The 17,338-nt window shown below is 66.2% G+C and carries 15 protein-coding genes; 12 read left to right on the top strand and 3 right to left on the bottom strand.

Annotated features, from left to right (window positions below; translation table 11 throughout):
* Window positions 1-2: 2 nt before the first annotated feature.
* From ABQY64_RS12925 to ABQY64_RS12870, 12 genes are all read left to right on the top strand, one after another.
* Window positions 3-1,487 (top strand): lipopolysaccharide biosynthesis protein, encoded by a 1,485-nt coding sequence (locus ABQY64_RS12925; RefSeq protein WP_104598111.1) that lies wholly within the window; start codon window positions 3-5, stop codon window positions 1,485-1,487.
* Window positions 1,488-1,551: 64 nt separating this feature from the next.
* The gene (locus ABQY64_RS12920; protein ID WP_047128907.1) at window positions 1,552-2,751 is read left to right on the top strand and encodes a glycosyltransferase; all 1,200 of its coding nucleotides are present in this window, start codon (window positions 1,552-1,554) and stop codon (window positions 2,749-2,751) included.
* Between the two features lie 36 nt (window positions 2,752-2,787).
* On the top strand, window positions 2,788-3,582 hold the full coding sequence (locus ABQY64_RS12915; RefSeq protein WP_039522111.1) for a polysaccharide pyruvyl transferase family protein: 795 nt from the start codon (window positions 2,788-2,790) through the stop codon (window positions 3,580-3,582).
* 4 nt (window positions 3,583-3,586) lie between these two features.
* Complete coding sequence (locus ABQY64_RS12910) at window positions 3,587-4,381, top strand: WecB/TagA/CpsF family glycosyltransferase (protein ID WP_349779268.1); 795 nt, start codon at window positions 3,587-3,589, stop codon at window positions 4,379-4,381.
* A 35-nt stretch (window positions 4,382-4,416) separates the two neighbouring features.
* A complete protein-coding gene (locus tag ABQY64_RS12905) occupies window positions 4,417-4,878 on the top strand; it encodes a cupin domain-containing protein (protein ID WP_349779269.1) in 462 nt (153 codons plus the stop codon).
* A gap of 92 nt (window positions 4,879-4,970) precedes the next feature.
* The gene (locus ABQY64_RS12900; RefSeq protein WP_104552660.1) at window positions 4,971-5,990 is read left to right on the top strand and encodes a TraB/GumN family protein; all 1,020 of its coding nucleotides are present in this window, start codon (window positions 4,971-4,973) and stop codon (window positions 5,988-5,990) included.
* A gap of 135 nt (window positions 5,991-6,125) precedes the next feature.
* Complete coding sequence (locus ABQY64_RS12895) at window positions 6,126-7,157, top strand: 3-oxoacyl-[acyl-carrier-protein] synthase III C-terminal domain-containing protein (protein WP_349779270.1); 1,032 nt, start codon at window positions 6,126-6,128, stop codon at window positions 7,155-7,157.
* A 35-nt stretch (window positions 7,158-7,192) separates the two neighbouring features.
* Window positions 7,193-8,041 carry an MBL fold metallo-hydrolase gene (locus ABQY64_RS12890; protein ID WP_349779407.1) on the top strand — a complete coding sequence of 283 codons (849 nt, stop codon included), beginning with the start codon at window positions 7,193-7,195 and terminating at the stop codon, window positions 8,039-8,041.
* On the top strand, window positions 8,038-8,997 hold the full coding sequence (locus ABQY64_RS12885; protein WP_349779271.1) for an NAD(P)-dependent oxidoreductase: 960 nt from the start codon (window positions 8,038-8,040) through the stop codon (window positions 8,995-8,997). The genes ABQY64_RS12890 and ABQY64_RS12885 overlap by 4 nt, the downstream gene beginning before the upstream one ends.
* Window positions 8,988-10,142 carry a glycosyltransferase gene (locus ABQY64_RS12880; protein WP_349779272.1) on the top strand — a complete coding sequence of 385 codons (1,155 nt, stop codon included), beginning with the start codon at window positions 8,988-8,990 and terminating at the stop codon, window positions 10,140-10,142. The genes ABQY64_RS12885 and ABQY64_RS12880 overlap by 10 nt, the downstream gene beginning before the upstream one ends.
* Window positions 10,120-10,731, top strand: a complete 612-nt coding sequence (locus ABQY64_RS12875; RefSeq protein ID WP_349779273.1) for a hypothetical protein — start codon at window positions 10,120-10,122, stop codon at window positions 10,729-10,731. Before ABQY64_RS12880 ends, ABQY64_RS12875 begins: the two co-directional genes overlap by 23 nt.
* Window positions 10,721-11,977 carry a glycosyltransferase gene (locus ABQY64_RS12870; protein ID WP_349779274.1) on the top strand — a complete coding sequence of 419 codons (1,257 nt, stop codon included), beginning with the start codon at window positions 10,721-10,723 and terminating at the stop codon, window positions 11,975-11,977. The genes ABQY64_RS12875 and ABQY64_RS12870 overlap by 11 nt, the downstream gene beginning before the upstream one ends.
* 136 nt (window positions 11,978-12,113) lie before the next feature.
* Here the strand turns inward: ABQY64_RS12870 and dxs are convergent, their stop codons facing one another.
* From dxs to ABQY64_RS12855, 3 genes are all read right to left on the bottom strand, one after another.
* Window positions 12,114-14,030 (bottom strand): 1-deoxy-D-xylulose-5-phosphate synthase, encoded by a 1,917-nt coding sequence (dxs, locus tag ABQY64_RS12865; protein WP_054592600.1) that lies wholly within the window; start codon window positions 14,028-14,030, stop codon window positions 12,114-12,116.
* 370 nt (window positions 14,031-14,400) lie between these two features.
* Window positions 14,401-15,057 carry an HNH endonuclease gene (locus ABQY64_RS12860; protein WP_349779275.1) on the bottom strand — a complete coding sequence of 219 codons (657 nt, stop codon included), beginning with the start codon at window positions 15,055-15,057 and terminating at the stop codon, window positions 14,401-14,403.
* A gap of 464 nt (window positions 15,058-15,521) precedes the next feature.
* A complete protein-coding gene (locus ABQY64_RS12855; protein ID WP_349779276.1) occupies window positions 15,522-17,315 on the bottom strand; it encodes an acyl-CoA dehydrogenase C-terminal domain-containing protein in 1,794 nt (597 codons plus the stop codon).
* Window positions 17,316-17,338: the final 23 nt, after the last annotated feature.

Genomic DNA, 17,338 nt, shown 5'->3' with positions numbered 1-17,338 from the left:
CGATGAATTCCCCCACGCCGCCGCCACAGCGCAGCCTCGGTTCGCGCGCCGCCGGTGGCGCAGCGGTGACCATGATCGGCCAGTCGGCCAAGATGGTCGTGCAGTTCGGCGGCATCATCCTGCTGGCGCGCTTGCTGACGCCTTACGACTACGGCCTGATGGCGATGGTCACCGCGATTGTCGGTGCGGCCGAGATCCTGCGCGATTTCGGCCTGTCTGCCGCTGCCGTGCAGGCCAAGCATGTCAGCCGCGAGCAACGCGACAACCTGTTCTGGATCAACAGCGGGATCGGCTTGTCGCTGTCGGTGGTGGTGTACGCCTCTGCCCATGTGATCGCCAATTTCTATAAAGAACCGGCGCTGGTGACAATCTCCCAGGCGCTGGCGGTGACCTTCCTGATCAACGGCATGACCACGCAGTACCGCGCGCATCTGAGCCGCGGGCTGCGGTTTGGCCAGGTTGCGCTCAGCGATGTGGGATCGCAGGTGCTGGGCCTGGGCGCGGCCGTCGCTGCCGCCTTGCTGGGCTGGGGCTATTGGGCGCTGGTGGTGCAGCAGGTGGTGCAGGCGGTAGTCAATTTCATCATCGCGGCGAGCTGTGCACGCTGGTTGCCGGGCGGGTACCAACGCTCGGCGCCGATGCGCGACTTCATGAGCTTCGGCTGGAACCTGATGGCCGCACAGCTGCTGGGCTATGCCAGCCGCAACGTCGGCCAGGTCATCATCGGTTGGCGCACCGGCCCGGACGCATTGGGCCTGTACAACCGTGCGTTTCAGTTGTTGATGATGCCGTTGAATCAGATCAACGCGCCGGCCACCAGCGTGGCGTTGCCGGTGTTGTCGCAGCTGCAGGACGACCGCGAACGCTTCAGCGCCTTCCTGCTGCGCGGGCAGACGGTGATGGTGCATCTGATCGTCGCGCTGTTCGCCTTCGCCTGCGCGCTGGCCATGCCGCTGATCGTGCTGGTGCTCGGCGAGCAGTGGCGCGAGGCGGTGCCGCTGTTTCAGGTGCTGACGCTGGGCGGTATTTTCCAGACCGCATCCTATGCAACCTACTGGGTGTTCCTTGCCAGGGGCCTGATGCGCGCGCAGTTGCTGTTCTCGCTGGTCAGCCGCATCGTGCTGATCGGCTGCATCTTCGTCGGCTCGCGCTGGGGCGCGATGGGCGTGGCGATCGGCTACTCGTTCGGCCTGCTGGTGACCTGGCCGTTGTCGCTGGTCTGGGTCGGCAAGATCTCCGACGCACCGGTGGTTGCACTGTTCACCAATGCGGTGCGCGCGATGACCGCGTACGGCGTGGCGGGCGTGTGCGCGTATTACGCATCCATCACCGTCGGTGGCCCGCTGTGGCAGCAGCTGGCCGTTGGTGCGGCCACGATGGCGGCGGTCTGTCTGCTGGCGTTGGCGATCTGGCCGGCGTTCCGTCGCGACGTCATTGCCATTCTCAACATCCGCAAGTTGCTGAAGCAGGCCAAGGCACGCCAATGAGATCGACATCGTCTTCGCCTGCGTTCTTGCATGCTTTCTCCCACTCATTCATAGGACACGGCCCATGAGCGATACACCCGCCGCCGCTTCCGGCATTCGCCGGCCTTGCTATCTGGTCTTGTCCGCCCACGACTACCGCACGCCACGGCGCGCCAATATCCACTTCATCACCGATCAACTCGCGCTGCGCGGCACCACGCGGTTTTTCTCGCTGCGCTATAGCCGGCTGTCGCGCATGAAAGGCGACATGCGGCTGCCGCTGGACGACACCGCAAACACCGTGGTGTCGCACAAGGGCGTGGAGTGCTACCTGTGGCGCACGACGGTGCATCCGTTCAACACGCGCCGCGCCTGGCTGCGTTCTGTCGAAGATGCGATGTTCCGCTGGTATGCCGCGCACCCGCCACGCCAGTTGCTGGACTGGATGCGCGAGGCGGACGTGATCGTGTTCGAAAGCGGTATCGCGGTGGCCTTCATCGAGCTGGCCAAGCGCGTCAATCCGGCGGCGAAGCTGGTCTATCGCGCCTCGGATGGTCTGAGCACGATCAATGTCGCGTCCTATATCGAGCGCGAGTTCGATCGGGTTGCACCGACGCTGGATGTGATCGCATTGGTGTCGCCGGCAATGGCGGAAGAAGTGGCAAGCCGCGACAACGTCTATCACGTCGGCCACGGTGTGGATCACAACCTGGATCAGCTGGGCGACCCGTCGCCGTATGGCGAGGGCATCCATGCGGTTGCGGTGGGCTCGATGTTGTTCGATCCGGACTTCTTCGTGGTTGCCAGCAAGGCGTTCCCGCAGGTCACGTTCCATGTGATCGGGTCGGGTATGGGGCGGCATCCCGGCTATGGCGACAACGTGGTCGTATACGGCGAGATGAAGCACGCCGAGACCATCGGCTACATCAAGCACGCCCGTTTCGGGATCGCACCTTATGCATCCGAGCAGGTGCCGGTGTATCTGGCCGATAGTTCGATGAAGTTGCTGCAATACGATTTCTTTGGCTTGCCTGCGGTGTGTCCGAATGCCGTCGTGGGGCCGTATCAATCGCGTTTCGGCTACACTCCCGGCAACGGTGAGTCGGTCATTGCGGCCATCAGTCGCGCGCTGGAAGCACCGCGCGTGCGTTACCGCCAATGCCTGAATTGGTCCGACACCACCGACCGCGTACTGAATCCAGGTGCGTATCCAGAAACCCGTTTGTACCCGCAGCAAGATGGCGCAGCTGTGCGTGCTTCTTCGGAGGCCGCGCTCTCGCACTGATGCGGCGCACCCAACTTTAGAAGGAGACTGCTCGTTATGGCCAATGCTTTGCTGCAGAAATGGATCGAACATGCGGAACGCCGTGCCTTGTTCTGGTGGCAGCCGAAGAACGCTGGCGTCAACATGGGCGATCATCTGTCCAAGGTGATTGTGTCCTGTGTGCTCTCCTTGCAGGACAAGACCCTGATCGAGAAGCGTGATCTCAGCAAGAAGCTGATCGCCATCGGGTCGGTGCTGCATTTTGCCAAGGACGGTGACACCGTCTGGGGCAGCGGCATCAACGGCAAGATTCCTGCGGAGCGCAATACCTTCAGCACGCTCGATGTGCGTGCAGTGCGTGGTCCGAAGACGCGTCAATTCCTGCTCGATCGGGGGATCGCGGTGCCGGAGGTCTATGGCGACCCCGGTCTGCTGACACCGATGTTTTTTCCGGCTGATGCGCTGGGAACGGCGAACAAGCGTCCCTTCGCCATCGTTCCGCATTTCAACGAGCCGGTCGAGAAGTACAGCGCGTACGCAGATCATCTGGTATTTCCCAACGTCAAGCCTGCAACCTTCATGAGTGCGTTGCTGGGCGCCGAGCTGGTGATCAGCAGTTCGCTGCACGGGCTGATTCTTGCCGAAGCGTACGGGATTCCGGCGGTGTACCTGGACTGGGGCAACGGCGAGGATCGCTTCAAGTACGACGACTACTACAACGGCACCGGACGCATGCAGTGGCACTCGGGCAACAGCGTGGAAGAGTGCCTGAAGCTTGGCGGTAACGGCGATTTCGACCTGGAAAAACTACAGGCCGGACTGCTGGCCGCGTTTCCTTACGACCTTTGGTGATTCGATGATGCAGGGCCGGCACGTGGATACGGAGACGACAGCAACCGCCAACGCGGCGATGCCGCAGGGCGTGGTGATTCCGCTCGGCGGATTTCCGGTGCTCTCCACCACGCAGGAAGCGTTTGCACTGGAGTTGTTTCACGCATTGGCCGCCCGGCAACCACGCCGGGTGTTTTTTGCCAACACCAATTTCATCGTGCAATGCCAGGCACTGTGGCTGCGGATGCGCGAGCCCAGCGTGCGCATCGTCAATGACGGCATCGGCATGGATCTGGCAGCGCGCCTGATCCATGGCCGCCGCTTTGCCGGCAACCTCAATGGCACCGACCTGATTCCGTATCTGTGTCGCGAGGCCGCGCAGCCGCTCAAGTTCTTCCTGCTCGGCGGTCGTCCGGGCGTGGGCAAGACCGCTGCCGCGACCTTGACTGGAACCCTGGGTCAGCAGGTGGTCGGCATGTGCGACGGCTACGGCGAATTTGCCGCCGCCGGCGAGGGCCTGGCCGAGCGCATCAATCGCTCGGGCGCCGATGTGCTGCTGGTGGCCTTCGGCAACCCGCTGCAGGAGCGCTGGATCCTGGATCACAGCCATGCCCTGAACGTGCCCCTGGTGTTCGGTGTCGGCGCGTTGCTGGATTTCCTGTCCGGCACCGCCAAGCGCGCGCCGGATTGGGTACGGCGCCTGCATATGGAATGGATGTACCGGCTGCTCAACGAGCCGCGTCGCCTGCTCAAGCGCTATAGCTGGGATCTGCTGGTGTTCTTCCGTACCTGCCTGCGTGCGGGCAAGCACCTGCCGTGATGCATGCGCGGGGTCGGCTGGCTTAGCATGTAGGCATGCATCCGACCGCCGCCAACCTGATCCGTTCGCTCGAACTCGCCCCGCATTCCGAGGGCGGGCATTTCCGTCGCGTGTATGCGTCGGCTCGCCAGGTGACAGAGGGCGGTCAGCCGCGCCCGGCGCTGACCGCCATCCGCTTCCTGCTCGCTGCCGGCGAATCCAGCGCCTGGCATCGCGTCGATGCGGAAGAAAGCTGGCATTGGCAGCAGGGCGATGCGTTGGAACTGTCGATCTACGACGAGGCCAGCGGGCAGCTGCAACGCCTGATCCTGGATGCTGCCGAGCGCGGTGAGCCGATGCACGTGGTGCCGGCAGGGTGCTGGCAGGCGGCGCGGTCGCTTGGCGATTTCACCCTGGTGGGCTGCACGGTCTCGCCGGGATTCGTCTGGGAAGGATTCGCGCTGCTCGACGGCGGCTCGCCGCTGGCTGCGCACCTGGCCAGCCTGGATCCACGCTGAGCCATCGACGGCTGCGGCGGCGAACATTTCCCTAACGCGGCCATGGCCGGCTTGGCGTAGTGTCCGCGTTCTCACACAGGGGGCGAGACGTGATGCGAGGCCAGCGGGCGGGGTGGGGCGTGGGAATGATGCTGGTGTCGTTGCTGGCGTCGGCCAGCGATGGCACGACGCCGCAGCCAGCCGCGCCATCGCCGCCGGCCGTGGTCGATCTGGAAGCGATGGTGGTGCGCGGCGTGCAGCCCGGCCCGGGCCTGTGGAAGGTCAGCAAGGGCGATCATGTGCTGTGGATCCTGGGCACCGTGTCGCCGCTGCCGAAGCGGCTGCAGTGGCAGTCGGCCGAGGTGGAAACGATCATCGGCCAGTCGCAGCAGGTGCTGATGGCCCCGACCGTCCAGATCGATGCGGACATGGGGTTCTTCGGCAAATTGACCCTGCTGCCGTCGGCGATGAAGGCGATGAAGAACGAGGACGGCCGCGAACTGCGCGAGCTGCTGCCGGCTGATCTGTATGCGCGCTGGTCGGTTGCCAAGGCACGCTATCTCGGCAGCGACCGTGGGGTGGAGCGCAAGCGCCCGATGCTTGCCGCCGGCGAGTTGTATCAGGCAGCGATCAAGCGCTCCGGCCTGGCGCGCTCGCCGGTGATCTGGTCGGTGGTGGAGCGTGCCGCCAAGCGCGCCGGGATCAAGCCGACCCCCACCGCGCTGGATTACAAGATCGCCGACCCGCGCCAGGCCATCAAGGAGTTCCGCGCCGGTGGCATGGACGATACCGCGTGCTTCCGCAGCATCCTGGTCACCGTCGAGCGCGACTTGCCCACGATGGTCGAGCGCGCCAACGCCTGGTCGGTGGGCGACATCGAGGCACTGCGCCAGTTGCCACGCGAAGATCCGCAGGCCGCCTGCATGAGCGCCATGGCCAGTTCCGGCGCCGCCAGGAAGCGCGGCATCGACGATCTGGAAAGGCGCATGCGCGAGCACTGGTTGAGCATCGCCACCACCGCGCTGCAACGCAATCGCAGCACCTTCGCTGTGCTGCCGATCAGCCGGCTGACCGCAGCCGATGGCTATCTGGCGCGCTTGCAGGCGCTAGGATACGCGGTGGAAGCGCCTTGACACGTCGGCACGACTGCCCGGCGGTTGTGGTCTGGAACGAGATGTCGATCGACTGACCGATCGCCGTCCTCGCAGGCAGGCGATGCGCATTGCGCGCTCCGGCGATCGATCGGCTCGGCCCACGCCAGCCACGGTATGCTGCGCGCCTTGTCCAACGAGACCTCCGTGTTGAACGCATTGCCGCTGCGCATTCTGGGCACCGGGCGCCATGTCCCCGCCACGGAGGTGACCTCGCAACAGCTGGATCAACGCTGGCAGCTGCCGGCAGGCACTACCTTCGCGCGCTCGGGAGTGGCCACGCGCCATTACGTGGGCGAGGGCGAGACGGCTTCGTCGATGGGTGCGGCGGCGGCGGCCCAGGCGCTGGCAAGCGCGGGCATCGACCCCGGTCAGGTCGATTGCCTGATCTCGGCCTGCAGCGTCATGGAGCAGCCAATTCCCTGCCAGGCGGTGCTGATCCAGCGCGCGCTCGGGCTGGGCGATTCGGGCATTCCGGCCTTCGACGTCAATGCGACCTGCCTGAGCTTTCTGGTGGCGCTGGACATGGCCGCGAATGCGTTGGCGCTCGGGCGCTACCGGTGCGTGTTGATCGTTTCCAGCGAGGTGGCATCGGGCGGGCTGGATGCATCGACGCCGGCCACCGCCGGCTTGTTTGGCGATGGCGCGGCCGCGGTGGTCGTGGGGCGCAGCGCCGCCGATGACTGCTCGGCACTGCTGTCCAGCCGCCTGTCCAGCTACGGCGATGGCGCGGAGCTGTGCCGCATTCGCGGCGGCGGCACCCGCTATCCGCGCGGCGAAGAACAGTCGCCTGATGCCTTGCGCAGCTTCAGCATGGATGGGCGCGGTGCCTACCGGTTCGCCGCGCGCCATTTGCCTGCATTCTGGGAACGACTGCTGGGCGAGGCCGGCACCACCACGGCAGCGTTGCGCTGCCTGGTCCCGCACCAGGCCTCCGGGGGCGGCCTGGATCATGTGGTGCAGGCGCTGGGGCTGCGCCCCGATCAGGTGATTCGCATCCTGCAGGCCACCGGCAACCAGGTCGCCGCCTCGCTGCCGCATGCCTTGCATCACGCCCGGATCGAACAGCGCATGCAGCGTGGTGATCTGGTTGCGCTGCTCGGCACCGGTGCCGGGCTGGCGATCGGCGGCATGGTGTTGCGGTACTAGGGCGTGTGCGCATGTTCCCACCAGGTCGCGCCCTGATGCCGCCGCGCGTGTCGCTCGAGTTGCTGCGCATCGGCCATTGCCGCCACTGCGAGCGCATGGTGCGTGCAGACGGTCACTGGCATGCCGTGGAATTCCCCGCGTTGAGCGTGCTGATTCGGCATCCGCAGCGCGGCGCGCTGTTGTACGACACCGGGTATGCCGAGCATTTTTTCCGCGCGACCGATCCCTGGCCCGAGCGCCTGTATCGCTGGACCACGCCGGTGCACCTGCCCGCGCACGAAACGCTGGGCGCACAGCTGGCACGCCGTGGCGTGCAGCTGGAGGAGATTGCCTGGTGCCTGATTTCGCACTTCCATGCCGACCATGTCGGTGGCCTGCGCGATCTGCCCAACGCGCGCTTCCTGTGCCTGCGCGCCGACTATCAACAGTTGCGCAGTTGTTCGCGCATCGGCGGCCTGCGGCGTGCGTTGTTGCCGCAGCTGCTCCCCGAGGATTTCGATCGACGCCTGCAGTTTGCCGAGCAGGCGCCGTTGCGTGCGCTGACCGGCGCCTGGCAAGGTCTGGGCGCGGCCTACGATCTGTTCGCAGACGGCAGCGTGCTGGCCGTGCCGTTGCCCGGACACGTGCCCGGGCAGATGGGCCTGTGGTTGCGCGATCAACACGACCGCGAGGTGTTGCTGTGCGCCGACGCGGTGTGGTCATCGGCGACCTGGTCTGCGCTGCAGTGGCCTGCCTGGCCCACACGTTTGTTGATGCACGACTGGCACGCGTTCCGGCGCACCGTGCAGCAGCTGCACGCGCTGTCGCATGCACACCCGGAGTTGGCCATCCTGCCGTCGCATTGCCAACCCAGTCTTGACCGTTATCAACCGGAGTGGCGATGAGCCTGCGTATTCTCGTGACCGGTGCATCCGGCTTTGTCGGTGGTTCCTTCCTGCGACGTTTCCAGGGGCAGCCGGGTGTGGAGATCCACGGCATCGGGCGCCGCGCCAGCGAGCTGCCCAACTACCATCGCATCGATCTGAGCCAGCCGTTCTCGTTGCAGTGGCAGCCGGATGTGGTGATCCACGCTGCGGCATTGGCCTCGCCGTGGGGCACGCGCGCGCAGTTCCAGTTGCACAACGTCCAGGCCACCGCCAACGTCATCGATTTCTGCAAGCGCCATGGCTGCCCGCGCCTGCTGTATGTGTCGTCCAGTTCGGTGTTCTATCGCGAGGAGCATCAATACGAGCTCAGCGAGGACAGCCCGATCGGGCCGACGTTCGTCAACACCTACGCGCAGACCAAATACCTTGGCGAAACGCTGCTGCAGCAGTATCCGGGCGACAAATCCGTGCTGCGCCCGCGTGCGGTGTTCGGGCCGGGAGACACGGTGCTGTTCCCGCGGGTGATTGCCGCTGCGCGCAAGGGTGCGCTGCCGCGCTTCGTCGGCCAGACGCAGCCGGTGATCGGCGACCTGATCTACATCGATACGCTGTGCGATTACCTCTATCGCGCGGCGACCGCGCCGCAGTTGCAGCCGGCCTACAACCTCACCAATGCGCAGCCGGTGGATCTGCAGCAGTTGCTGTTGGACCTGCTCGCGCGCCTGCAGCTGCCGCTGCCGCAACGCGAAGTGCGCATCGCCACCGCACTGCGCATGGCCAGCGTGGTGGAGGCGGCGTATCGCGTGCTGCGCCTGCGCGGCGAACCGCCGATCACGCGCTTCGGCGTGGGCGCGTTCGCCTATTCCAAGACCTTCGATCCACGACGCACGCTCGCCGATCTCGGGCCGCCCAGCGTCAGTCTGGAGCAAGGCATCGAGGCATTCGTGCGTTGGCAGGCGGCGCAGTGGGCGTAGTCGTTCCGATAATGGCAATTGCCTACCTGGCGGTGCTGATGGTCAAGACGGCTGCAGTGCTGTGGGTGCTGCGTGGTGCACGCGCACTGCCAGCGGGGGGCGCCACCGCAACCCAGGCCGAGGTGGCGATCCTGCAGCCGGTGCTGGGGGGCGATGCGCATTTGCAGCAGGTGCTTGCGGCCAACCTGCAAGCGCTGCCGGACGCGCAGTTTGTCTGGCTGCTGGATGCAGACGATATCCCGGGAAATAGCGTGGCCGACGCCTTGGTCGCGCTGCATCCGCAGGCACGCATCCAGCGCATGCGGGTGCCGGCCGCGCCAGCCGGGATCAATCCCAAGGCCTGGAAGCTCGAGCACGCGCTGGCGCATGTGCGCGCGCCGATCAGCCTGGTCCTCGACGACGATGCACAGCTGAGCGCCAGCGCGCTCGCGCGCCTGCTGCAGGATCTGACCGACGCCGATATGGTCACCGCGCTGCCGTACTACCAGGACAGCGCCACGCTGCCAGGCCGGCTGCTGTCGCAGTTCGTCAATAACAATGCGGCACTGACCTATCTGGGCTGGTTGCCATTCGCCGCGCCGCTGACCATCAACGGCATGTGCTATGCCGCGCGTACCGAGCAACTGCGTGCCTGGGGCGGCTTTGCCGCGTTACTGCAACAGCTCACCGACGATCTGGCCATTGCCACCTTGGTGCGTGAGCGCGGCGGGCGACTCCGCCAATCCGTCGCGCCGGTGGCGATGCGCACCGCGATGCCGGATCTGGCCAGCTACGCACGCCAGATGCATCGATGGATGCTGTTCGCGTCGATCCTGCTGCGTCGGCAGAGCGTGGGCGTGCGTTCGGCGATCGGCGTGCTGCAGGGGCTGCCGCCGTTGCTGCTGCTGGCCTTGCTGGCCTGTGCCTGCGTGCAGGCGAGCTGGCCGGCGCTGGCCTGGGTGCTGGGCACCGTGCTGCTGCGTGCGCTGCTGCTGTGCCTGGTGCAATGGCGGGTGAGCGGTGCGGTTCGCCACCGTCCGCTGCTGTCGGTTGTCGCGGAGTGCCTGCAGCCGCTGCATCTGCTGCATGCCGCGCTGGTGCGCACGATCCGCTGGCGCACCCGGCGTTATCGCGTGTTGCCGGATGGGCGTTTCCGTGCGGACTGACGGCGCCAGCCTGCAGATCGCCTTCCTCACCGGGCAAAGCGATCCGGAGAGTTGCGCATTGAGCATGCAGCAACAGCATTTTCTGCAGCAGCTGCAAGGCCCGGGCCGGCGGCTGATCGACTGCAATTATCCGTATCGCTCCGCTAGTCCAACTTACCGGCACATGCCGCTGTGGCGTGCCAGCGTGTCCAACGCGCGCCAGTATCTGGCCGCGCGCGCCGCACGCGTTGCCGATGCGGATCGTATGCGCGTGGTGGCGCTGCTGGAGCAGGCGCCGACGACGGTGCTGCTGGCCGGCAGTTGTGGCCTGCAGCTGCTGACGGCCTTACGGCTGCCGCAGGTGCTGCGCACGCGTCTTGCGGTGTTCGCCTATGGCCCGGTGTGCAATACGCCTGCCGCGTTCGGGCAGTTGCGCGTGGTCCAGGGCAGCGGCGACTGGATCTCGCGCGCGCTGTTCGCCGGTGCGCCAGATCTGACGCCTGCCTGCGGGCATCTGCATTATCTATGCGATGCGGCAGTGCTGGCCGAGTGCCAGGCCTTCATCGCCCAGGTCGAGCAGGCAGTGCAGGGGAGGGAACATGCGCATTGATCTGATCGCGCCGCCGTATAGCGGGCATCTGCATCCGGTCCTGGCGATCGCCCGGCAACTGGCACCACATCATGATGTCCAGGTCATCAGCACGCCGGCGGCGCTGGCGCGCATCCGTGCATACGGACTGAGCGCGGTCGGCATGCTGGATGCGCAAGCCGACCGGCAGTTGCTCGATATCGCCAATCCACCGCATGCGGTAGGCCACAATCCCTTGCGGCTGCGCCGACAGTTGCACAGCGCGCTTGGCCTGATGGCGCGCGTGGGCGATGCGGTACGGCAGCGCTGGCGCGAGCGGAGGCCGGACCTGGTGATCGCCGATTTCACCCTGCCCAGCGCGGGGCTGGCAGCGCAGGCGATGGGCATCGCCTGGTGGACGAGCATGCCGTCGCCATGCGTGATCGAAACCGGCGACGGGCCTCCGGCGTATTTCGGCGGCCTGCTTCCGCCATCCACGGCAGCGCAGCGGATCTGGCAGGCGATGGCGCGGCGGCTGACGCGTGGTTTCAAATGGAGCCTGCACCTGTGTTACCGCCGTCAGATGCGCGCATCCGGATTGCCGGCGATCTATCGCAGCGATCGCAGCGAGGCGGTGTATTCGCCGCACTGCATCCTGGCGCTGGGTCTGCCGTCGTTCGAGTTGGCACGGCGCTGGCCGGCGGCGGTGCGCTTCGTCGGGCCGCAGCTGTGTACGCCGCCCGCGGCGGTTGCGCCGCCGCAGTTCGTTCCCGGTCGTCGGCATGTGCTGGTGACGCTGGGCACGCATCTGCAATGGGTCAAGCAGCGGATGGACCAGGTGCTGCGTGCCGTCGCAGTGCAGTTTCCGCAGGTGATCTTCCACTTCAGCGATGGCGATAGCGCCGCGCCGCCAGCGCAGACGCACGGCAACTATCAGCGCCTGCCGTACGTGGATTACGCGCAGCAGCTGCATCGCTACGACCTGGTCATCCACCATGGCGGTGCCGGCATCCTGTATGCCTGCCTGGCGGCGGGGCTGCCGTCGATCGTCTACCCGCTGGATTACGATCAGTTCGACCATGCCGCGCGCCTGCAGCGCGCAGGTGCGTCGTGGTGGCTGCGCGAGCTGGACGGTCTGCCTGCGCTGTTGCGCGAGGCACTGGCTGCCAGCGAGCTGCCGGCGGGCGTGCGCAGATTGCAGACAGAGCTGCATGACATCGATTCGCAGGCGCGCATCCTGCGGCTGGTGGAGGCGTTTGCACGCACTGGGGCGGTGCCGCAGGTCTGATGCGTTATCGCGCGGGATCGGTCGTGTTGCGGGTCAACGCATCAGCGTCAGTACGCGGCATACGGCATTACCGGCACAGGCAGGCGATTCTGCAACCGCCTGCCGCAACTGCCGCCGCGTGTGACCCGCGCAGGCTTCAGCCTGCAGCGGCATTCAACGCGGGCGGCTTGCCTGCCATCAGCTGCGGCCAGCGCTTGAGCACCGCAGCGCGGATGCCGGCCTGGTCGATGCCGGCCTCGGCCAGCAGGTCTTCGCGGCTGGCGTGGTGCTGGAAGCTGTCCGGCAGGCCCAGGTGCAGCATCGGCATGGTGACCGCTTCGGCGTTGAGCAACTCGGCCACGCCGGAGCCGGCGCCGCCGGCAACGACGTTGTCTTCGATGGTGACGAAGCCTTCGTGGCTCTTGGCCAGTTCCAGCAGCATGGCTTTATCGAGCGGTTTGACGAAGCGCATGTTGACCACGGTCAGGCCAAGCTCGCGGCCGACCGCTTCTGCGGCATCCACGCTGGCGCCGAAACCCAGCAGGGCGATGCGTGTGCCGCTGTGACGCAGCTGCGCCTTGCCGATCGGCAGGCTGGTGAGCGATGCATCGAGTGCGCTGCCCGGGCCGGTGCCGCGCGGGTAACGCACTGCCGCCGGGCCTTCGTAACGCACGCCGGTGGTGAGCATCTGACGGCATTCGGCCTCGTCGGCCGGCGCCATCACCACCATGTGCGGGACGCAGCGCAGGAAGCTCAGGTCCAGGTTGCCGGCATGAGTGGCGCCATCCGGGCCGACCACGCCGCCGCGGTCGATCGCGAACAGCACGTCGAGCTTCTGCACCGCCACGTCGTGCACCAGCTGGTCGTAGCCGCGCTGCAGGAAGGTGGAGTAGATCGCCACCACTGGTTTGGCGCCCTGGGTCGCCATGCCGGCAGCCAGCGTCACCGCGTGTTGCTCGGCGATCGCCACGTCGAAATAGCGCTGCGGATATTCCTTGCTGAAACGCACCAGGCCCGAACCCTCGCGCATCGCCGGGGTGATCACCAGCAGCTTGGGTTCGGCCGCGGCCATGTCGCAGACCCAGTCGCTGAAGACATCGGTATAGGTCGGCTTCTTGGCGCCGGCCTTGGCGACCAGGCCCTTGCTCGGATCGAACGGGCCCACGGCGTGGTAACCGATCTGGTCGCCCTCGGCCAGTTCGTACCCCTTGCCCTTGGTGGTGATCACGTGCAGCAGCTGGGGGCCCTTGAGCGTCTTCAGGGTCTTCAGTGCGCCGACCAGGCCGGGCAGGTCGTGGCCGTCGATCGGGCCGGTGTAGTGGAAGCCCATTTCCTCGAACAGCGTGGACGGCACGAACATGCCCTTCCAGTGTTCTTCCCAACGCCGCACGAAGCGCGCGGTGGGATTGTTCTTCTTGTCGCCGAGGATCTTCTTGCCGCCCTCGCGGATGGCGTTGAGGGTGCGGCTGCCGCTGGCACGCCCGAGCATCTTGGTCAGCCCGCCGACCGCTTCGGAAATCGACATGCGGTTGTCGTTGAGGATCACCAGCAAGTTCGGCTCCGGGTCCATGCCGCCGGCATGGTTGAGCGCCTCGTAGACCATGCCGGCGGTCATCGCGCCGTCGCCGATCACCGCCACCACCTTGCGCTCGTCGCCACTGCGCTGCGCGGCGATCGCCATGCCCAGCGCGGCCGAGATCGAAGTCGAGGAGTGCCCGACACCGAAGGTGTCGTAGACGCTCTCTTCGCGCTTGGGGAACGGCGCCACGCCGTCCTTCTGCTTGACCGTGTGGATCTGGTCGCGGCGGCCGGTAAGGATCTTGTGCGGGTAGGTCTGATGGCCCACATCCCACACCAGCTGATCGACCGGGGTCTGATACAGGTAGTGCAGGGCGACGGTGAGTTCGATCACGCCCAGGCCGGCCGCAAAATGCCCGCCGCTCTTGCCCACCGATTCGATGAGGTAGGCGCGCAGCTCTTCGGCGATCGCGGTCAGATCGGCCTCGTCGAAAGTGCGCAGATCGTCGGGGGTCTGGATGCGGGACAGGCGCGGATAGCGGGTGGAGTCGATCATCATCGTGTCAATGTTCTGAAGCCGTATTGTCCTCCCCATGCGAAGGCCCGGCAAGCAAACCGGTTCAGCTGTCAGCGGGAAGTGATGGCCGAGCCTGCTGGCAGCGCAGGCGGGCGTGCCGGGTTCCCAGGGCTGCGGCAATCTGCCGCACCTGGGTCAGCGGCCTGGGGGATAGGTCAGGGGTGCCTGGCCGTCGTATGGCTTGCGGGTGGAGCCGGCGCACAGGGGAGAACGGGTAGGAGGCCATACGAGGCAATGCGCCGTCGTGAGCCGATACGCTCGACACCGTCGACGATGCCTTTCTCTCGATCGGCCATTGCCAACGGTCGTATTTGGCGCTCGGAGCATCGCGCCGAGCCGGCATGGCGGACTACAGCGACAGTTTCGAGCGCTTGGGCAACTGCGCGCGCAGGAACGCCATCTGGTCGGAGAGGATGTTGCGGTTGGACAGGATCAGATGTTCGATCCAGCTCGGCCGGTACGGCACGGCCAGCAACGGCATATGCGCCTGCTGTGGCGTCCGGTTGGCCTTGCGCGAGTTGCACTGGAAGCAGGCGGTGACCACGTTCTCCCAGCTGTCGCGGCCGCCCTTGGAGACCGGCATGACGTGATCGCGGGTCAGATGCGGGCGACTGAAGTGCTGGCCGCAATACATGCACAGCTGCGAGTCGCGCGCGAACAGGGCGGTGTTGCTGAGCGTCGGCGTCGGGTCCAGCGCACGCGAACGCGCGTGCCCGCGCGCTGCGATGATGGGATGCAATTCCAGCACGCTGCGCTCGCCGGTCAGGCGCGAGATGCCGCCATGGATCTGCATGCAGGGCTCGCCCAGCGTCCAGGACACCGCATCGCGTGCGTACAGACAGGCGGCGTCCTGCCAGTTGATCCAGTCCAGTACGCGACCATGCGCATCGAGCGACAGCAGGCGCAAGGTGGGAAGTTGCTGGATCGCAGCGACAGCGCTGCCCGCGACCGGAGCAGAAGAGCCTCCGGGGAAGATCACATCACCTGCGTGCGTGTCTGTCTCCATCGGGAAAACAGCTTATACCCGATCGTTGACAGTTTGTGTATCGCAGCGAACGGCTTTGGCGCGCGCCTTGCAATCGTCGGTCGGCACGTCCCCGCCCAGCCTCCCCGGCCGCGATGCCGCCGCGCTGCGCCATCAATCTTCGGACGCGTTGCAGGCCTCGTTTAGCCGTAGGAGCTCACCCGGGCGCGACGTCTCGCCGATCGATACCGCCTTCATCGCGGCCAGGTCCGCTCCTACGACAGCGGCGCAATCCTGGGATGTTGCTGTAGGAGCGCACCTGGGCGCGACGTCTTGCCGATCGGTACCGCCTCATCGCGGCCAGGTCCGCTCCTACGACAGCGGCGCAATCCTGGGATGTTGCTGTAGGAGCGCACCTGGGCGCGACGTCTTGCCGATCGGTACTGCCTCGTCGCGGCCAGGTCCGCTCCTACGACAACGGCAGCCCGCCGCGATGATGCGCTTGCTCAGGCTTCGCCGAACAACTCCGCTTCCAGCGTCATCAACGGCGCTGCGCCGCTGCGGATGGTGGCGGCATGGGTCAGCGTCCGCGGCAACACGCGTGCGAAGTAGAAGCGGGCGGTTTCGCGCTTGGCGCGCTTGAACTCCTCGCTGTGCGCGGAGGCATCGGCAGCGGCCACGCTGCGTGCCCACCAGTACGCCAGCACCACATAGCCGGAATAGAACAGATAGTCGTAGCTGGCGGCACCGAGTTCGTCCGGGTTGCGGGCGGCGCGATCGAGCACGTCGCGGGTCAGCATCGCCCACTCGCTGCACTTGTCGCGCAGTGGCTTGATGAACTCGGCCAGTGCGGCATTGCCTTCCTGCGCATTGGCGAAGGTTTCCACATCGGCTAGGAACAGCTTCAGTCCCGCCGCCTGGCTGGCAGCGGTCTTGCGGCCGATCAGATCCAGCGCCTGGATGCCGGTGGTGCCTTCGTAAATGGTGGTGATGCGTGCGTCGCGGGCCAGCTGTTCCATGCCGTATTCGCGGATGTAGCCGTGGCCGCCGAAGCACTGCAGCGCGTGGTAGGTGTTCTCGATCGACCACTCGGTCTGGCAGGCCTTGGAGATCGGGGTGAGGAAGCTCACCAGGGTCTCGGCGTCGGCGCGTTCCTGCTCGGTGGCGCCGCGGTGGGCCACATCGACCAGGCTGGCCGCGTGCAGCGCGAGCAGGCGGCTGCCTTCGGTCAGCGACTTGATGGTCAGCAGCATGCGGCGCACGTCCGGGTGCACGATGATCGGGTCGGCCGGCTTGTCGGGGAATTTGGCACCGCTGAGCGCGCGCGATTGCAGGCGCTCGCGGGTGTAGCGCAGCGCGTTCTGATACGCGCGCTCGGACAGGCCGATGCCCTGCAGACCCACGCTCAGACGCGCGGTATTCATCATCGTAAACATCGCCTGCAGGCCCTTGTGCGGCTGGCCGACCAGATAGCCTTGCGCGCCTTCGAAGTTCATCACGCAGGTCACCGAGCCCTTGATGCCCATCTTGTGCTCGATCGAGCCGCAGTGCAGCGCGTTGCGTTCGCCCATGTTGCCGTCGCGGTCCACCTTGAACTTGGGGGTGACGAACAGCGAGATGCCCTTGGCGCCGGCCGGTGCGTCCGGCAACTTGACCAGCACCAGATGCACGATGTTGTCGGTGAGGTCGTGCTCGCCGGCGGTGATGAAGATCTTGGTGCCGGTGATGGCATAGCTGCCGTCGGCGTTGGGCTCAGCGCGGGTCTTGAGCAGGCCCAGGTCGGTGCCGCAATGCGGCTCGGTCAGGCACATGGTGCCGGTCCAGCGGCCGTCGATCAGTGGCTTGAGGAAGACATCCTGCTGCCAGGTTTCGCCGTGCTGGCGCAGCGCTTCCATCGCGCCGTGCGAGAGCAGCGGGAAGTTGCCCCAGGCCAGGTTGGCGGCGTTGATCATTTCGCTCAATGGCACGCCCAGCGTGTGCGGCATGCCCTGGCCACCGAACTGCGTCTCGGCGGTGAGCCCGTTCCAGCCGCCTTCCACGAACTGGTCGTAGGCCGCACGGAAGCCGGGTGGGGTGGTCACCGCATGGGTGCTCTTGTCGAAGGCACAGCCGATCTCATCGCCCACGCTGTTGAGCGGCGCCAGCACCTGCGCGGTGAAGCGGCCGGCTTCTTCGAGCACGGCGTCGATGATGTCGGTGCTGGCGTCGGCATAGCCGAGCCGGGCGAACAAGGCCTGCGCGCCGAGCACGTCGTGCAGGGCAAAGCGGAAATCGGTCAGCGGGGCGGTGTAGCTGCTCATGCGGGATCCTTCAAGCGAGTGCG

Origin of the sequence: Xanthomonas sp. WHRI 7065 (assembly GCF_040203115.2) — a bacterium.
Taxonomy (GTDB): Bacteria; Pseudomonadota; Gammaproteobacteria; order Xanthomonadales; family Xanthomonadaceae; genus Xanthomonas; species Xanthomonas arboricola.
This window is presented reverse-complemented; position numbering and strand designations above follow the sequence as displayed.

Coding starts and splice junctions, on each gene's coding strand:
- ABQY64_RS12925 (WP_104598111.1), top strand. CDS start 3: ATGAATTCCCCCACGCCGCCGCCACAGCGCAGCCTCGGTTCGCGCGCC.
- ABQY64_RS12920 (WP_047128907.1), top strand. CDS start 1,552: ATGAGCGATACACCCGCCGCCGCTTCCGGCATTCGCCGGCCTTGCTAT.
- ABQY64_RS12915 (WP_039522111.1), top strand. CDS start 2,788: ATGGCCAATGCTTTGCTGCAGAAATGGATCGAACATGCGGAACGCCGT.
- ABQY64_RS12910 (WP_349779268.1), top strand. CDS start 3,587: ATGATGCAGGGCCGGCACGTGGATACGGAGACGACAGCAACCGCCAAC.
- ABQY64_RS12905 (WP_349779269.1), top strand. CDS start 4,417: ATGCATCCGACCGCCGCCAACCTGATCCGTTCGCTCGAACTCGCCCCG.
- ABQY64_RS12900 (WP_104552660.1), top strand. CDS start 4,971: ATGCGAGGCCAGCGGGCGGGGTGGGGCGTGGGAATGATGCTGGTGTCG.
- ABQY64_RS12895 (WP_349779270.1), top strand. CDS start 6,126: ATGCTGCGCGCCTTGTCCAACGAGACCTCCGTGTTGAACGCATTGCCG.
- ABQY64_RS12890 (WP_349779407.1), top strand. CDS start 7,193: ATGCCGCCGCGCGTGTCGCTCGAGTTGCTGCGCATCGGCCATTGCCGC.
- ABQY64_RS12885 (WP_349779271.1), top strand. CDS start 8,038: ATGAGCCTGCGTATTCTCGTGACCGGTGCATCCGGCTTTGTCGGTGGT.
- ABQY64_RS12875 (WP_349779273.1), top strand. CDS start 10,120: ATGGGCGTTTCCGTGCGGACTGACGGCGCCAGCCTGCAGATCGCCTTC.
- ABQY64_RS12870 (WP_349779274.1), top strand. CDS start 10,721: ATGCGCATTGATCTGATCGCGCCGCCGTATAGCGGGCATCTGCATCCG.
- dxs (WP_054592600.1), bottom strand. CDS start 14,030: ATGATCGACTCCACCCGCTATCCGCGCCTGTCCCGCATCCAGACCCCC.
- ABQY64_RS12860 (WP_349779275.1), bottom strand. CDS start 15,057: ATGGAGACAGACACGCACGCAGGTGATGTGATCTTCCCCGGAGGCTCT.
- ABQY64_RS12855 (WP_349779276.1), bottom strand. CDS start 17,315: ATGAGCAGCTACACCGCCCCGCTGACCGATTTCCGCTTTGCCCTGCAC.